Genomic DNA, 15,838 nt, shown 5'->3' with positions numbered 1-15,838 from the left:
GCAAGGGGAAACCCAAGGGGACAGGTACCGACCTGGAGGTCGAAGACCTCCAGGTCGGTACCTGTCCCCGGTGTTGCTGCTTTTCTTACATCAACCGCCGCAGGCCTTCAGCGGCGCGCCCAGCGCCGCGGCGGCCGCGGCCACCGTCGAATCGGCCGGCACCACGGCCTGCTGGTTCGGTTCGATCAACGGCATCAGGCTGGGTGCCAGCACCGTCAGCAGCTGCACCGGCAGCGCGCTGGTGAAGTCGTAGTTCTTCGATTCCGGGCCGTGCACGTAGGCGGTCATGCTGCCGAAGAAGCGTTCGCCGATGTTGAACACGAACGTGGCCGAACGGTTCACGTAGCGCGACTCGATCAGGCGGCCGCCGGCCGCGTAGACGTCGAAGCGCTGGTCGCCCGTGCCGGTCTTGCCGCCCACCGGGATGTTGCTGCCGTCGGCGGCCGTGAAGGCGGTCTTGGCACGCTTGGCGGTACCGTCGGAGACGACGCCGCGGATCTCGTCGGCGACCACGCGCGCCACCTCCGGCGCCAGCACCTGCTCGGCCGCGACCTGCTTGGCGCGCGCCACCTTGGTGTCGTACGGCGTGCCGGCGGCGAAGTGCAGCGTGTCGATGCGCTGCGTCGGCTTCCTCACGCCGCCGTTGACGATGATGCCCATCAGCTCGGCCAGCGCGGCAGGCCGGTCGGCCGACGCGCCCAGCGTCGTCGCGTACGACGGCACCAGCGAATCGAACGGATAGCCCATGCTCTTCCACTGCTTGTGGATGCCCATGAAGGCTTCCATCTCCAGCAGGCCGGCGATGCGCTTGTCCTGGGCGTGCTTGCGGTGCGTCTTGAACAGCCACTGGTAGACTTCCTGGCGCTCCTTCTCGGAAGCCGCCACCGCCTGCGACAAGGTGGCGCCTTCGTGCTGGCGCAGGTAGGCCACCAGCCACAGTTCCAGCGGGTGCACATTGGCCAGGTAGCCGCGGTCGGCCAGGTTCCACTTGTCCATCGCGTACTGCTCGTACATCTTTTCCAGGCGCTCTTGCGGTACTTCGTTCTGCGACGTCAGGTTACCGTTGACGAACATCGCGAACTCGCCCAGCGAGGCATCCGGGAACAGGGTGCGGTGGATATTGGCCAGGCGCAGCGGCGTCGGGCGGATGCTGTCGACCAGGATCTTGTCCAGCTGCGACTTCGGCTTGCCCTTGTACTTGGCGTAGAAGCGGTACAGGAATTCCTTGCCTTCCTTGTCGGCGAAACGGGCCAGGTAGTGCGCGCGGCGCGGATCGTCCGCATCCGCCAGCAGGCTGGCCGAGGAACCCGGCATCTGGAACGAGTAATAACGCACCACGTCGCGCATCAGGCGCACGAACAGCAGGTTGGTCGAACGGCGCAGGCCTTCGCGCACCGTCAGGATGCGATGGTCGTCTTCCTTCGAGAAGTTGCCGAAGTAATGCAGGCCGCCGCCGGTGAAGAAGCCTTCGCCGGGATTGCCGGAATAGGTGCGCTCCATCGCCGCGTTCAGCATCGTCGTCAGGTCGCGCTTGTCCATCGGCGTGCCGGCCAGGTACTCGACGGCCCACGCGCTCAGGCGGTCCTTCGGATCGACCATCTGCTTCTGCAGCTCGGCCGCGCCCATGCCGCCGTACTTCTTGTGCAGCTGGGCGATGATGTCCAGGTAGGTGACCAGCGTGCGCAGCTTGGCCGTCGAACCCAGGTCCAGCTTGGCGCCTTCGTTGATGTCCAGCGGCTGGTCATAGTTATCGGTCTGCACGCGCAGATAGTTGACCTTGTCGCCCTTCTCCAGCAAGGTGAAGCTGTAGACCACGTTGGCGGGATCGCCGTTGCCCAGCATGCCCTTGCCCGTCAGGCCGGCCTGCTGCGCCGCATCCGCCTCGCGCAGCTGGCGCAGCATCGACGTGACGGCCTTCTGCGCGCTGGCGTCCAGCGTGCTGACGACGGACAGGTCGAGCCGGTCCAGGTTGTACATGCGGTTGTCGCCCAGCAGGTTGGCCAGGTGCACGCGCACCGCGTTGGACGCCTTCTTCGTCACGTAGTTCATCGGCGGCGCCGACTGCAGGCCATTGCCCTGGGCCGGGTGCAGCTTTTCCTTCAGCGCCGCGTCGCGCAGCGCCGGCGTGATGATGCCGGCCTGCGCCAAGAGGCGCAGGTGGCTGTTGGCCAGCACCTCAAGGTCCTCGTCGCCGGCGCCCAGGTAGTAGCTGGGGCGGCGCTGCGCGATCAGCAGCGACAGCGCTTCCTTGAACGCCAGCGCGCTGCCCGGCTTGTCCATGTTCCCGGACAGCAGTTCGTTGACTTCGTTGAAGTCGCGGCCGTACCAGACCCACATGCCGTCGCCGATGCCGTTCACCTCGCCGTAGCCGGGTTTGGCCGACAGCGGCACGGTATTCAGGTAGTCGACGACGATCTGGCGCCGCACGGCGGTCGTATCCGGGCCCTGCTGGTAGGCGCGCAGGGTGGCCGAGACCATCTGCTGCAGCTTGTCCTTCATCGAACCGGTGCGCCCTTCCGGCGAATGGCGGTACTTCTCGATCTGCGTGGCCAGCGTGGAACCGCCGGCGGCGCGGCTGCCGGCCAGGCCGACGGCGCTGGCCGACTTTTCCAGGATCGCCTTCGACAGGCGGTCCCACTCGACCGCCGGATTGCGGGTCGGGTATTTGTTGTCGAGCAGCTCGCGGTTCTCGATGAACAGCAGGCTGTGGATCAGCGCCGTGGGCGCCTGCTCGAAGCCGGGGTAGATGCGTTCCGGGTAGCTGGCCGTAAACAGCGGCTGCGCGCGGCAGTCGTAGATCGTCAGGCCGGTGCGGGTCTTTTCGCGGAACGTGGTGAACACGCCCATGTCGGCCAGTTGCAGCATCTTCGGCGAGAAGCGTGCCTGCGCCGTGACCTCGTAGTCGCGCTGCTTCAGGCGCGCCAGGTAGTCCGGCATGTTGGCGTAGCCCAGGCGCTCGTCATACGGGCTGTCCTTGGGGAAGCGGATCGACTTGCTGGGACCCGGCTCGACCTTGTAGTGCAATTGCTTGACGATGCCGCTGAAATAGCTGGCCTGCATTTTCGAGGTCCGCACCTCCTGCACCAGCCACCAGATGGCGAGCGACAGCAGCACCAGCATCAGCACGATGAAGGCGTTGCGGGATCGTTTGCTCTTGCGGGGTTCGGAGGGGGGCGGCGTCGCCGGCTGTTCGTCGTCCAGGCGCGGGCTCTCGTGATCGGTTTGGGAAGACATGGTTTGATTGCTACGCGAGTTTTACTACTCATCATTTTTCAATTGCTTGCGGCGGCGGCGACAGGCACGTCGGCGGCTCATGTTGCAGCGCGCTAACGTCATTGCACCACATCGGCCCCATGCGCACAGCCCAACCCGGCGAATATTTGACGCGGCCCGGAGTTTTTCGCAAAAAAACAACGGGTCATCCGCATGGTCGGTTGACGCGCCGGCAAGCTGTCACGCAACGGTCACACGCTTGTCATGCAGGGGGCGGCGAGTACTGCGCGTGCAGGGCATCGAGGCCGGCGCACAGGCGCGCAAAAGCGGCCTCGACCTGGTCGGGCGCGCCCTTCACGCCCAGCTCGATATGGCGGCGCGTGTGAGCGTCGCCCACGCTGGGCAGGCTGAACACCTTGATGCCGGCGCAGGCGCTTTCCAGCTCCTCCATCAGCGGCGTCAATGCCGATTCCGCCGCTTCCCACACCAGCACAGAACGTTCGGTGCGGGGTTCGCGGTTGTGCAGGTCGGCATGGTGCGTATCGAGCACCCATTCGATCATCGGCCAGGCCATCACGGGAAAGCCCGGCACGAAGTAATGCGTGCCGAGCGCGAAGCCGGCCACGTTGTTGTAGGGGTTCGGGATCAGGGTGGCGCCTTCGGCGAACTCGGCCATCTTCAGGCGCTGGAGGTTTTCCGGCGCGTTCAGGTCGGCTTGCTTGCCCGCCTCGCGCGCCACCTGCACGATGCGCTGCTCGATATTGCGACGTCCTTCTTCATGCAGCACCAGCGGCCGGCCCAGCGCGGCGGCCGCGGCCTGGCGGGTGTGATCGTCCGGCGTGGCGCCGATGCCGCCGCAGGAAAACACAATGTCATCGGTGGCGAACGTGCGGCGCAGTGTCGCCGTGATGCGCGCCGGGTCGTCGCCCAGGTATTCGGCCCAGCCAAGCTGCAGGCCGCGCGCGGCCAGCAGCTGTACCACTTTCGGGAAGTGCTGGTCGACCCGCTTGCCCGACAGGATCTCGTCGCCGATGATGATCAATCCGATGGTCATGCCTGCTCCACGATGACAGCCTGCTCGCGCGCGCGCAACTGCGCCAGCGCCTCCAGGCAATAGTATTGGAACCACAGCGCCGTGAAGATGAAGATCAGCACATACAGCCACATCATGACGGCCAGCGCCAGCGGCAGCAGCGCCACGAACAGCACTGCGCCGGCCGCCATCAGCAGCGGCGGCAAGGAACCCATGGCACCCGACACCAGGCCCATCACCAGCAGGTCGCGGCGGCGCTCGCGCTGGATGGTGCGGCGTTCTTCCTCGCTGGCGTGGTCGGCCAGCGCGTCATACGACATCACGCGACTGGTCAGCCAGCCCCACAGCAACGTGGACGAGATCATCGCCAGCGGCGGCACGATGTACAGCGGCAGCGTGGCCAGCCAGATCACGATGAAGACCGCGAACGAGGACAAGGCCGCGCGCAGGCCGCCCAGCATGCTGCCGCCCTGCTTCTGTTCCAGCTTCGGGTAATGGCGCCCGCCCACGTGGCGCACGATGAACGGCATCGCCGCGATGTTCATGAACAGCAGCGCCGACAGGATCATCAAGGGCAGCAGCAACAGCAGCGCGAAGAACGGCACCACGACGGACTTCAGGAAGCCCAGGTGCAGGCGCTCGAGCCAGTCGCTGGTGGTGCGGAAGATCTCGTAGTCGACGAAATTGGTGTGCAGCCAGTCCAGCAGCGGCTGCAGGCCGAAGTACAGCAGCAGGCCCCACAGCAGCAGCGACAGCACCAGCGGCATGGCCGACAGCACCAGCATGCGCAGGTGCAGCTGCGACAGTACGGCGCGGCCGTACGCATTGGCGACGGCGCGCATCAGCCGGCCCTCCGGCGCGAGAATTCCACCATCCGGCGCAAACCGAGCCACTGCTGGCGCCAGAAACCGCGGCCATAGTCGCGGCCCGGCACGATGGTGCCGTCCGGCGCCGTGCGCGGCAGCTGGTCGCGCACACCCGTGTGGGCGAAGCCGGCGGCGAAGTTGGCGGTGCCGAACACGATGTCCCAGATCGGCAGCAGCACGGCGAAATTGCAGCCGCCCAGGCTGCCCTTGCCTTTCGATTCATGGCCGGCGCCGACCGCATGGTGCATGCGGTGGTAGCGCGGCGATACCAGCAGCCATTCGCCCACGCGGCCGAAGTGGATGCGCACGTTCGCGTGCTGCAGGCTCTGCAGGATGCGCGACAGCGACACCAGCAGCACGTACTGGCCGGGCGGCACGCCGATGGCCAGCGCGATCAGGGCCAGGTAGACGTCGCGCAGCAGGTCGTCCAGCAGGTGGTTGCGGTCGTCGCTCCACAGGTTCATGTTCTGCTGGCTGTGGTGCAGGCTGTGCAAGCCCCACCACCAGCGGAAGTGGTGCTGGGCGCGGTGGAACCAGTAATCGAAGAAGTCCAGCACGACGAAATAGATGGCGAAGCTGGCCAGCGGGCTCATGTCCGGCGCCAGGTTCTCCAGGTTGAACGGGCGCACGTTCTCCAGCCGCAGCCAGCCGGCCACGTGGTCCATCAGCGGATCGACGGTAAAGAAAATCAGCAGCGGGAAAAAACCCAGCCGGTGCAGCAGGGTGTAGACGAAATCGTTCCAGCGCGCGCGCCGGTCGGCAAAACCGTGCACCGGCACCAGCGCTTCCAGCGGCCGCAGCACGAGGAAGATCAGCAGCAGTTCGCACAGGCCGATCAGGAACCATTCGGTGCCTTCGAAGGCATCGTCGAGGAAGTCCGCCAGGCCGGCGTAGAACATGGCCGGTTCGATCACGGACTGGAACAGCCAGCCCTGCGCCTGCGCGAACCATTCGGTCAGCAGATGAATCATATTGTTCTTATTTCGTTACGTTGATGGTAGCGCCCTTGCCGAAGCCGGGATGCTCGCGCAAGGTGGCAAAGCAGAAGCCCTTCCTTTCCAGCCCGGCGATCAGCGGCTCCAGGTTCGCCGGCGCCCACGGGTCCTGGCGCGACCAGATCCCCATGTGCGCCATGAAGATGTCGCCATCCTTCAGTTTGTCCAGCGACTTCTTCAGCAATACCGCGTTCGGGAACGCGGTGCTGGAGAGCTCGTCGCCGGAAAAACCGGCCGGGGCCCAGCCGACGTGGGCATAGCCGCAGCTGTGCGCGGCCGCTATTGTACGCTGTGACACCTTGCCGCCGGGAGCGCGCCAGATCGGATCGAGGTGGTGGCCCGTCAGTTCGGCGAAACGCGCGTCGACCCGTTCGATCTCCGCGCAGTACTGCGCCGGCGTCCACTGCAAACGCCGGCCCGCATTCGCGCCGAACTGCGGCTTGACGCCAAGCGTGCCGCGCGCGCCGTCGCCGGTGAAGTAGACGTGGTCGAAGGTATGCGAACCGAACGCATGGCCCTCGGCCACGCGCGCCTTCCAGAAGGCGGCCCAGGACGGATCGAGCGAGTAGTCGCCGCGTACCGTCCTCTCGTTGGCGAGGAAGAAGGTGGCGCGAATGGCGTGACGCTTCAGGGTGGCGGCGATCAGTTCGGCCTGCGACTGGCTGCCGGTGTCGAACGTCAGGTAGAGGGTGCCGCCGCACTGCCCCGCCGGCGCGGCCGCGGCGGCAGGCAGGGCCAGGGCGGTGGCGATGCAGAGTGCGGTGAAACGCGCGGACGCGGTCATGGACCTTACATGCGGGCGGACGAGTTGGCGAAGAACACGCCGTGCGGCGAGCGGCCCACCGGGATGTACTTGACGACCTTGCGGGTCGGCAGGTCGATCACGGCGACCTTCTTGATCCAGCGCAGCGTGACCCACATGGTCTTGCCGTCGGCCGTGATCTCCATGCAGTCCGGGCCGCCCGGCACGTTGATCTGGCCCACGTTTTCCAGCGTCTTCTGGTCGATGATGTTGATCGAGTTCGACACGCGGTTCGACACATAGGTGTAACGGTTGTCGCCCTGCGCGCGGAAATTGTGCGTGCCGGCGCCGGCCTTGATGCGCTTGACGGTCTTGCGCGTGCGCCAATCGATCACCTCGACGTAGTCGCTGCCCATGATGCCGACCAGCAGGTACTTATCGTCCGGCGTCATCGCGATCCCGGCCGGCAGCTTGCCGACGGGGATGGTCCACTTGACCGTCTGCGTGGCCAGGTCGATGGCGCTGACCTGGTCGCTGCCCTGCTGCGTGATGAACGCCATCGAGCTCTTCGCGTCGAACGCGATATGGCTCGGCAGCTTGGCCATCGGCAGGCGCTTGGCCAGCGTGAAATCCTTGCCGTTGTACTTGTACAGGTCGACACGGTCCAGGCGCAGCGACGTCGCCACGAACCACTTCTGGTCCGGCGTGAAGCCGATCTGGTAGGGGTCGAGAATGTCCTTGATGTGGCGCTGCACCTGGCCCGACTTCGGGTCCAGGAACACCAGTTCGTTGCCGACGGAGCTGGCCACGATCAGCGACTTGTTGTCCGGCGTCGCCATCAGGTGGTGCGGTTCCTTGCCGACGGCAAACGTCTGCAGGCTCTTGTACGACGCCTGGTCCAGCAGCTGTACGGTGGCATCGCGCGAGTTCAGCACGACCACGACATTGCCCTGGCTGGACGGGGCGACATTGGCCTGCGCGGCCGGGAACGCGGCCAGCAGGCAGGCGGATAGCATAACGCGACGGAAACTGCGGAACATGATGGGGGCGCAAGTGAGGGAAGAAGACTCCATTTTACGGTTAAACGCCTGAGCAATAGTTACGGAGGACAAGATTTAAGGGGCGATTAAGGCGCGGTTTCAAGCGAAAAACAACGCCCTTTCCATAACGTCATCGGCCTCTTTCCGCACCTTGTTGCAGGACTTCTAACGGCGCCGGCCTGCATGGCGCTTTGACCTTGCTTGCACTACAATCGGCAGCTCACTGACACAACAAAGGAACATCATGTCCATCACCACCACCCCATCGGGCCTGCAGTACGACGACGTCGTCGTGGGCAGCGGCGCCGAGGCCAAAGCCGGCCAGAACGTCACCGTGCACTACACCGGCTGGCTGCGCAACGACGACGGCAGCAAGGGCGCCAAGTTCGACTCCAGCAAGGACCGCAACGACCCGTTCGAGTTCGCGCTGGGCGCCGGCATGGTCATTCGCGGCTGGGACGAAGGCGTGCAGGGCATGAAAGTGGGCGGCACCCGCCAGCTGATCATCCCGGCCGACCTGGGCTATGGCGCGCGCGGCGCCGGCGGCGTGATCCCGCCGAACGCGACCCTGATCTTCGACGTCGAACTGCTGGGCGTGTGATGCGCGCGCTGGTTGCCATGCTGATGGCGTCGAGCCTGCTGTCGGGTTGCGCGGTGGTTGCCGTGACGAGCGCCGTGGTCAGCACCGGCGTGACCGTCGCCTCGACCGCGGTCGACGTCGGCGTGGCGGCCGGCAAAGGCGTCGTCTACGTCGGCAAGGCCGCCCTCGGCTCCGACGACGACGACGACGAAAAAAAGTAAGCGCACGCAAGAAAGGCACCTTCCGGTGCCTTTTTCTTTGGCGGTCGACGCTGCCGATTCAGCGCTGCCAGTTCTTCTGCATGGCGGCCTGCTCGGCCTTGGCGTCGAGCGCCTCGCCGGACATGCGCTGCTCGATCGACAACTCCACCTGCGACGGCATCGCATCGGGCCGTGCGGCCCGCTCGCTGCCGGCCGGGCGCGGATTCTGCACCAGTACGGGGATGCGCCACTCCTGCCCCGCCTTGCACGCCAGACCGTCGATCTGCTGGCCGCCACTGCTGCTGGCGAAACTGCGGCAATAGCTGCCTTCGGTCGAGACGAACGACATGCCGATCCGGACCGGTGCCGCCACGCTGGCCGGCGTCCCCGCTGCGGCCAAGGCCGCCTGCCCCGAGGACTGCTGCTCCAGTGCCGTGGCCAGGCGGCCCTGGGCGACCAGCATGCCATCGTGGCTGGCGACCAGGTCCGCACGGATGTCGTCCTCCTGCAGGTAGGTCAGGCCGAACTTGCCGGCCACGATACCGAGCGCCAGCACGGCGGCCAGGGCGCTCCATTCCTTCCACGACCAGCCGCGCTCGCGGTTGGCCTTGCGCGCGGCCTGCTGCGACGCTTCGCGCCGGGCGCGCACGGCATCCAGGCTGACGACCGTGGCGGTGCGCTCCGGCCGCGCGGGCCGCATGCGGCCGGCGCCGTCGTCACCCGGCGCGAAGCCGGCAAAGACGTTGGCGCGGCGAATCTTGTAGTGTTCGACGCGGCGGGCCAGCGCCGCATCCCGGGCGCAAGCCGCTTCGACGGCGTGCCGGGTAGCCGCGTCCAGTTCCCCATCGGCATAGGCCATCAGGGTTTCATCGGAAAAGGTCATGATCGTTCCCCGCCCAGTTAGTATGGCGACCGCATGCGGCATGTGGTGCGGGCCCATGAGTCCCACCGGCAAACTTGCCGCGCGCCGCTTCATATTAGCACCGCGCCGGGCCGGCACCGCGCCCGTCTTGCAGGGCTGTGCAGTGCAGCATGCGCGCGCACTGTTGCGGCAGGTGCTCACCAACCTGCTCATTTTTACGGAGCCCTGTCGCCATATGGGTTAGTTCCGCGAGAAAGGATTACTTTCGGCAAATATTATGCTAATCTGCGGCCTCTATTAACGAAGGAGGTAGTAATGAAAAAAGGCGAACTGATTGCAGAATTTGCGAAACGTACCGAAATGTCCGGTGCCGCCGCCAACGACGCAGTGAACACCCTGATTGCCATCGTTACCGAACGTCTGAAAAAAGGCGACACGGTCGGCATCACCGGGTTCGGCACGTTCTCCGTCGCCAAGCGCGCCGCTCGCAAAGGCCGCAATCCCGCAACCGGTGAAGCGATCAAGATCGCGGCATCGAAGACGCCGAAGTTCTCGGCTGGCGCCACGCTGAAGGCGGCCGTCAATCCGACCAAGAAGAAGTAAGCTGCTTCAGACCCCGGGGACAGGCACCTGTCTCGAGGCGGTAACGCCTCGGGACAGGTGCCTGTCCCCTTTGCGTTTCTGGTTTCCACTTTGGAACAAGTCCTCTACAGCACGCCCGTGCGGATTTTGTATGATGGCGCATCGCCAACCAAAAGAGGACCACAATGAGTCTGCAAGCACAATTCGACCAGGCCATGGCCGATTCGAAGAACCTGCCGGAACGCCCGGACAACATGACCCTGCTGAAGATCTACGCGCTGTACAAGCAGGGTTCGGCCGGCGACGTGACGGGCGAGCGCCCGGGCATGACCGACTTCGTCAACCGCGCCAAGTACGACGCCTGGGCTGGCCTGAAGGGCACGTCGCAGGAGGATGCGCAGCAGCAGTACATCGACTTGATCGAGGAACTGAAGGGCTGATAAACCCCAAACTCCCGGTGTCAGGCACCTATCTGCGGGTCGAAGACCCGCAGATAGGTGCCTGACACCATTGGGTTACGTCACCGCCGCATCACGCGGCCGCAAACACCTTCCGCATCTTTTCCGCCACCTTGCTCTGGATGGCCGGCGCGAACGCGCCGTACAGCATGCCCAGCTTGATCTGCATCTGCGCCTGTTGCGGCAGCAGGGTCAGCGCCCCTTCCACCCCGCTGCGCTCGAAGCGCAGCACGTCGCCGTGCCAGTTGCAGACGAGGTCGAACTCCTTGGCCAGCTTCTGCGCCACCTGTTCCGCCGCGGCGCGGGCCGCGTCCGGCGTCAGATTATGTTCCTGAATGATATTGATCATGCTGTGATGGGTAAAAGGCGCAATGATGCCACAGCCCTACAATAAGCGGAACGCGGCGATCGCCACGGCCGTGGGCGCCAGCGCCGCCAGGAACAGGCCCAGCGCCGATACCGTCTCCAGCTCGAAATGGCCTTTCAGGATGGCCATGCCGGCCGGATTGGGCGCGTTGGCGATGACCGTCAGGCCGCCGCCCGTCACCGCGCCCGTCACCAGCGCGTACTTGAATTCGTCACTCAGGCCTTCTACCAGCGAGCCGAGATAGGTCAGCGCGGCGTTGTCCGTGATGGCCGTCAGCGCGGTCGCGCCGTAGTAGACGGCGTCGCTGCTCATGCTCATCAAAACCTGTTGCAGCCACCACTGCTGCTTGCCGCCCAGCACGACAAGGCCGGCCAGGAAGAACGCCACCAATAAACCCTCGCGCAGGATAAGGCGGTCCTGGAAACGCTCGTAAGCCTGTGCCACGCCCAGGAAGAACAGGAACAGGCCGAGGAACACGGCCGGATGGTGCGAGAACACGACGACGCCGGCCAGGAAGGCCACGTGCGCCAGCACCAGCGGCAGCGGCACGCGCTCCTGTATCGCCGCCGCCGCTGGCCGGTGCGCCTTCAGCTCGCGCGCGAACAGCAGCGTCACGCCGAGCGCGTTGACGAGCACCGCCAGCGCGGCCTTCCAGCCGATGTGGGCCAGCATGAACGGCAGGTCCCACTGCCATTTGGCCGCGACCATCAGCACCGGCGGCGCGGCGTACGGGGTCAGGGTGCCGCCGATCGAGACGTTGACGAACAACACCCCCAGGATGGCGTACTTCAGCCGTTCCGAGATGCCGCCCGCGTACAGCCGCTCGGCCAGGATCAACGCGCCCAGGGTCATCGCGGCCGGCTCGGTGATGAACGAGCCCAACAGCGGCACCACGGTCAGCACCAGCAGCACGAACGCCATGCTGCCCGGCAGCGGCAGCGCGCGTGCGGCCAGGCCGACGGCGGCCTTGGTGGTCTGCAGGATGGGCCGCGTGGCGGCGATCACCATGATGACGAACACGAACAGCGGCTCCGTGAAATTGCGGCTGTCCAGGTAGGCGATGGCGTCGCCCCGCCCCGCCGTCGCGCCGATGAACATCACCAGTACCAGCGCCCAGAAGCCGAACACCACCTCCACCTCGCCCAGCAGGTGCCAGATGCCGGCGTGGGCAGGAAAGCGCTGCGCCACGCGCTCGAACGCCTTGGCGCTGAAGGTGTGCAGGATGGCGATGGCGAACAGGATGGCGCCGGCGATATCGATGGTGCTGGGGCTCACGAGGGTCTCCGTTATTGGTTGAGTGCATTGTACGACGGCAATGCAAGCGCCAAAGCTTGTGCCGCATCAAACATTCTGTCTGCGCTCGGCGCGACCATGAACCGCGGCGCGCCTGCGCCGGCCGAGGAGAACATCATGGAACAAAAAGTCATCGTCCCCGTCGCGGCGCTGCCCGCCCGGGCGCCCACGCTGCCGGTCGGGTTCGTCCCGACGCCGTCCGCCGCGTACCGCATGCATCGCAAGATCGTCGGGCTGGCGCAGCAGCCCGGCCGGCCGCGTCCGAAGGCCGCCACCCCGCCGTCCGGCGCGCGCGTGCTGATGTGGAAGCAGGACCCGTCCGTGACGGAAATGGGCACGCGCAAGGCCTTCCTGCCCGGCGTGCTGCTGGAAGGCCCGCGCGACGCCCGCATCGCCTCCGGCCAGCCCGGCATCGCACCGGTGGCGCCGAACGCGTTCGGCGACTTCATCGTGCCGCCGGACACCGACCAGTTCGACGCCGTACACACCTTCGCCGTCGTGCGCCAGACCCTGACGATGTTCCAGCGCGTGCTGGCCGCGCATGACGGCGGCCCGGTGCCATGGGCCTGGAACAGCGGCAGCAATACCGATCCGCTGCAGGTCTACCCGCACGGGCTGCCGAACGTGATGAACGCCTATTACAGCCGCAACGAGCGGGCCCTGAAGTTCGGCGACTTCGTGCAGACGAACGAGGCGGCCGCCGCCCGCATCCATACCTGCCGCTCGTTCGACATCGTTGCGCACGAGACGGGCCACGCGGTGCTCGACGGCCTGAAACCGCGCTGGATCCTGTCCTCCGCACCGCCGCAGACGGGCGGCCTGCACGAAGCCTTCGGCGACCTGACGGCCATCTTCCTGGCGCTGGCGCAGATGGACCAGGTGGAAGCCATCATCGCCCAGACCCGCGCCGACCTGCACGACAAGACCTTCCTGGCCGACATGGCCGAGCAGTTCGGCCTGGCGCTGGGCCGCCCGAACGGCCTGCGCAACGCCGACAACGACCTGACCTTGTCGCAGACCGGCACCGAGGTGCATGCCATCTCGCAGGTCTTTACCGGCGCGGTCTACGACATCCTGGCCGACATCTTCGCATTCGAGCGCCGCCCCGGGCTGGAGGACGATGCCGCCGTGCTGCACCGGGTCGGCGCCTACCTGTGCGGCCTGACCTTGCGCGCGCTGATCGCGGCGCCGGAGCGCAACGCGACGTATGCCGACGTCGCGAACGCGATGCTCAAACTGGCGCAGGCCGACGGCCGGCCAGCCGACTATGCCGGCTTCATTCGCAACCGCTTCACGCTGCGCGAGGTGGTGCTCGGCGCCCAGGATGCACCGGCCGAGCTGGCCGCGGCCGTCGTCGACGCCCCGGGCGCCGTGCAGGACCGGCGCGCCTGCTGCGGCACGATGAATCATCCGGAATACCGCGACCATGCCGATCTGCTGGAACAGGAGCGCCAGGCGCTGGCGCGCTGGTGCCACGGCTACCTGGCGCGCGGCGCGCTCGAACCGGCCAGCAGCGAGGAGCTGGCGGCGGCGGATTACGGCGTCGGCCGGGAGGCACCGTGAAGATCGTCGCCACCAGCAGCGGCGGCTTCGCCGGCCTGCCCCAGCGCCACGCAGTGGACACGACCGTCAGCCCGGATGGACCGCTGCTGGAGGCGGCGCTGGCGTCCAGCGGCTTCTTCCAGGCCGGACCGGCGCCGCGAAGCGAGGCGAGCGGCGCCGACCTGCTGCGCTGGACCATCACGGTCGAGGCGGACGGCCGGCGCCACAGCGTCACGTTTACCCAGGACGGCAGCCCGGCCAGTGCGCCCTGGGAGCGGCTGCTGGCGCGCATCCTGGCGGCCTGAGCGGGTGCACCCGCGCGCGGCGACCGTGCGGCCGCTGCGCGCATTTGCTTATTTGTATTGTGTCTAAGCCTGAATTGTGAGAAAGAGCGAATTGCCCTAAAATACAGTGCTTTTGCTGGAGGGGACGCCGATCGCCATCGCCGCAGGCACAATCCACGGCCCCGGACACGCGGCGGCGCCCCGCACGTTGTCAACTCCGCATTCCAGCGCACCAACATAAATAGGACCGCTATGACCCACGTTGTCACCGAATCTTGCATCAGCTGCCGTTACACGGACTGCGTCGATGTTTGCCCGGTAGATTGTTTCCGTGAAGGCCCGAATTTCCTGGCAATCGACCCGGACGAGTGCATCGACTGCGCCGTCTGCGTGGCCGAATGCCCGGTCAACGCCATCTTCGCCGAAGAAGACGTGCCGTCGGACCAGCAGCAATTCATCAAGATCAACGCGGACCTGTCCCGCAACTGGCCTTCGATCACGAAGACCAAGCCAGCCCTGCCGGAAGCCGAGCAGTTCAAGGACGTCAAGGAAAAAACGCACCTGCTGGTGCGCTGATCCACCTGCCGTGACAGGTGGCGCACGCGGTTCGCGCCACCGCACGGCCCCGGTACGCCGTCTTGCATGTCGCGGTCGGCAGGCAGAGATCGACGTTCCCTTTGCAATCACAGGATAGAAAATCGCTATGAATATCGTCAGCACCCCTCCCGGTGGCAATTACGAAACCGATGCCGTCATCATCGGCGCCGGCCCGGTCGGCCTGTTCCAGGTCTTCGAACTGGGCCTGCTGGAAATCAAGGCCCACGTCATCGACTCCCTGGCGGCCGTCGGCGGCCAGTGCGTGGAACTGTATCCGGACAAGCCGATCTACGATATTCCCGCGATCCCGTCCTGCACGGGCCAGGAACTGACGGACGGCCTGCTCAAGCAGATCGAACCGTTCGGCCCCACCTTCCACCTGGGCCAGGAAGTCACCGTCGTGCACAAGCGCGAAGACGGCCGTTTCGACGTCGAAACCAGCCTGGGCACCAAGTTCATCACCAAGACCATCTTCATCGCCGCCGGCGTCGGTTCGTTCCAGCCGCGCACGATGAAGGTCGACGGTATCGAGGCCTATGAAGGCTCGCAGCTGTTCTACCGCGTCAAGGACCCGGCCCAGTTCGAAGGCAAGAACCTGGTCATCTGCGGCGGCGGCGACTCGGCGCTGGACTGGGCGCTGAACTTCGTCGGCAAGGCCGAGTCGGTCGTGCTGCTGCACCGCCGCGAGGACTTCCGCGCCGCGCCGGCTTCCGTGGCGAAGATGAAGCAGCTGTGCGAAGAATACGAGATGCAGCTGATCATCGGCCAGGTCTCGGGCATCGAGGAAAAGGACGGCAAGCTGTCCGAACTGCGCGTGACGGGCGCCGACGGCGTGACCCGCCGCGTGCCGCTGGACATGCTGCTGGTGTTCTACGGCCTGTCGCCGAAGCTGGGCCCGATCGCCGAGTGGGGCCTGGACATCGAGCGCAAGCAGCTGAAAGTCGTCAGCACCGAGAAGTTCGAGACGAACGTGCCGGGCATCTTCGCCGTGGGCGACATCAACACCTACCCGGGCAAGAAGAAGCTGATCCTGTCGGGCTTCCACGAAGCCGCGCTGGCCGCGTTCGGCGCTGCGCCGTACATCTTCCCGGACAAGAAGATCCACATGCAATACACCACGACGTCGCCCAAGCTGCACAAGGTGCTGGGCGTCGAGTCGCCGGTGTTCGACTGATCCGACTTTT

The 15,838-nt window shown here is 65.9% G+C and carries 17 protein-coding genes; 8 read left to right on the top strand and 9 right to left on the bottom strand.

Annotated features, from left to right (window positions below; genetic code table 11):
• Window positions 1-90: 90 nt before the first annotated feature.
• The 6 genes from E7V67_005070 to E7V67_005045 form a co-directional block, all read right to left on the bottom strand.
• Window positions 91-3,234: a transglycosylase domain-containing protein gene (locus E7V67_005070; GenBank protein ID WUR14479.1), complete on the bottom strand. Its 3,144-nt coding sequence runs from the start codon at window positions 3,232-3,234 to the stop codon at window positions 91-93.
• A 241-nt stretch (window positions 3,235-3,475) separates the two neighbouring features.
• Window positions 3,476-4,267, bottom strand: coding sequence for a molybdopterin-binding protein (locus E7V67_005065; protein ID WUR14478.1), 792 nt, complete (start codon window positions 4,265-4,267; stop codon window positions 3,476-3,478).
• On the bottom strand, window positions 4,264-5,088 hold the full coding sequence (locus E7V67_005060) for an EI24 domain-containing protein (GenBank protein WUR14477.1): 825 nt from the start codon (window positions 5,086-5,088) through the stop codon (window positions 4,264-4,266). The genes E7V67_005065 and E7V67_005060 overlap by 4 nt, the downstream gene beginning before the upstream one ends.
• The gene (locus E7V67_005055) at window positions 5,088-6,083 is read right to left on the bottom strand and encodes a sterol desaturase family protein (protein ID WUR14476.1); all 996 of its coding nucleotides are present in this window, start codon (window positions 6,081-6,083) and stop codon (window positions 5,088-5,090) included. The genes E7V67_005060 and E7V67_005055 overlap by 1 nt, the downstream gene beginning before the upstream one ends.
• Before the next feature lie 7 nt (window positions 6,084-6,090).
• On the bottom strand, window positions 6,091-6,891 hold the full coding sequence (locus E7V67_005050) for a polysaccharide deacetylase family protein (GenBank protein WUR14475.1): 801 nt from the start codon (window positions 6,889-6,891) through the stop codon (window positions 6,091-6,093).
• Between the two features lie 5 nt (window positions 6,892-6,896).
• Window positions 6,897-7,865 carry a cytochrome D1 domain-containing protein gene (locus E7V67_005045; protein WUR14474.1) on the bottom strand — a complete coding sequence of 323 codons (969 nt, stop codon included), beginning with the start codon at window positions 7,863-7,865 and terminating at the stop codon, window positions 6,897-6,899.
• Window positions 7,866-8,133: 268 nt separating this feature from the next.
• On the opposite strand from E7V67_005045, the gene E7V67_005040 reads away from it, so the two are divergent.
• Entirely contained in the window at window positions 8,134-8,490 is a 357-nt protein-coding gene (locus tag E7V67_005040) for an FKBP-type peptidyl-prolyl cis-trans isomerase (protein ID WUR14473.1), read from the top strand.
• Window positions 8,490-8,690, top strand: a complete 201-nt coding sequence (locus E7V67_005035) for a hypothetical protein (protein WUR14472.1) — start codon at window positions 8,490-8,492, stop codon at window positions 8,688-8,690. The genes E7V67_005040 and E7V67_005035 overlap by 1 nt, the downstream gene beginning before the upstream one ends.
• A gap of 58 nt (window positions 8,691-8,748) precedes the next feature.
• On the opposite strand, the gene E7V67_005030 is transcribed toward E7V67_005035, so the two are convergent.
• The gene (locus E7V67_005030; protein ID WUR14471.1) at window positions 8,749-9,552 is read right to left on the bottom strand and encodes a hypothetical protein; all 804 of its coding nucleotides are present in this window, start codon (window positions 9,550-9,552) and stop codon (window positions 8,749-8,751) included.
• 294 nt (window positions 9,553-9,846) lie between these two features.
• Here E7V67_005030 and E7V67_005025 point away from each other — a divergent pair, with 294 nt between their 5' ends.
• Window positions 9,847-10,134 carry an HU family DNA-binding protein gene (locus E7V67_005025; GenBank protein WUR14470.1) on the top strand — a complete coding sequence of 96 codons (288 nt, stop codon included), beginning with the start codon at window positions 9,847-9,849 and terminating at the stop codon, window positions 10,132-10,134.
• 164 nt (window positions 10,135-10,298) lie between these two features.
• The gene (locus E7V67_005020) at window positions 10,299-10,553 is read left to right on the top strand and encodes an acyl-CoA-binding protein (protein WUR14469.1); all 255 of its coding nucleotides are present in this window, start codon (window positions 10,299-10,301) and stop codon (window positions 10,551-10,553) included.
• Window positions 10,554-10,644: 91 nt separating this feature from the next.
• Here E7V67_005020 and E7V67_005015 read toward each other — a convergent pair whose 3' ends face one another.
• Together E7V67_005015 and E7V67_005010 are read right to left on the bottom strand one after the other, a co-directional pair.
• Window positions 10,645-10,920, bottom strand: coding sequence for a polyhydroxyalkanoic acid system family protein (locus tag E7V67_005015; protein WUR14468.1), 276 nt, complete (start codon window positions 10,918-10,920; stop codon window positions 10,645-10,647).
• 36 nt (window positions 10,921-10,956) lie between these two features.
• Window positions 10,957-12,213: a putative Na+/H+ antiporter gene (locus E7V67_005010; GenBank protein WUR14467.1), complete on the bottom strand. Its 1,257-nt coding sequence runs from the start codon at window positions 12,211-12,213 to the stop codon at window positions 10,957-10,959.
• Window positions 12,214-12,348: 135 nt separating this feature from the next.
• On the opposite strand from E7V67_005010, the gene E7V67_005005 reads away from it, so the two are divergent.
• The 4 genes from E7V67_005005 (at window position 12,349) to E7V67_004990 (ending at window position 15,828) form a co-directional block, all read left to right on the top strand.
• The gene (locus tag E7V67_005005; GenBank protein ID WUR14466.1) at window positions 12,349-13,794 is read left to right on the top strand and encodes a hypothetical protein; all 1,446 of its coding nucleotides are present in this window, start codon (window positions 12,349-12,351) and stop codon (window positions 13,792-13,794) included.
• The gene (locus E7V67_005000) at window positions 13,791-14,078 is read left to right on the top strand and encodes a protealysin inhibitor emfourin (protein WUR14465.1); all 288 of its coding nucleotides are present in this window, start codon (window positions 13,791-13,793) and stop codon (window positions 14,076-14,078) included. Before E7V67_005005 ends, E7V67_005000 begins: the two co-directional genes overlap by 4 nt.
• 231 nt (window positions 14,079-14,309) lie before the next feature.
• Window positions 14,310-14,633: a ferredoxin family protein gene (locus E7V67_004995; protein ID WUR14464.1), complete on the top strand. Its 324-nt coding sequence runs from the start codon at window positions 14,310-14,312 to the stop codon at window positions 14,631-14,633.
• Between the two features lie 127 nt (window positions 14,634-14,760).
• Entirely contained in the window at window positions 14,761-15,828 is a 1,068-nt protein-coding gene (locus tag E7V67_004990) for an NAD(P)/FAD-dependent oxidoreductase (protein WUR14463.1), read from the top strand.
• Window positions 15,829-15,838 lie beyond the last annotated feature (10 nt).

The organism is [Empedobacter] haloabium (genome assembly GCA_008011715.2).
In the GTDB taxonomy this organism is placed as follows: Bacteria; Pseudomonadota; Gammaproteobacteria; order Burkholderiales; family Burkholderiaceae_D; genus Rugamonas; species Rugamonas haloabia.
The sequence above is the reverse complement of the archived record's forward strand: the minus strand, read 5'-3'. Positions and strand labels throughout refer to the sequence as shown.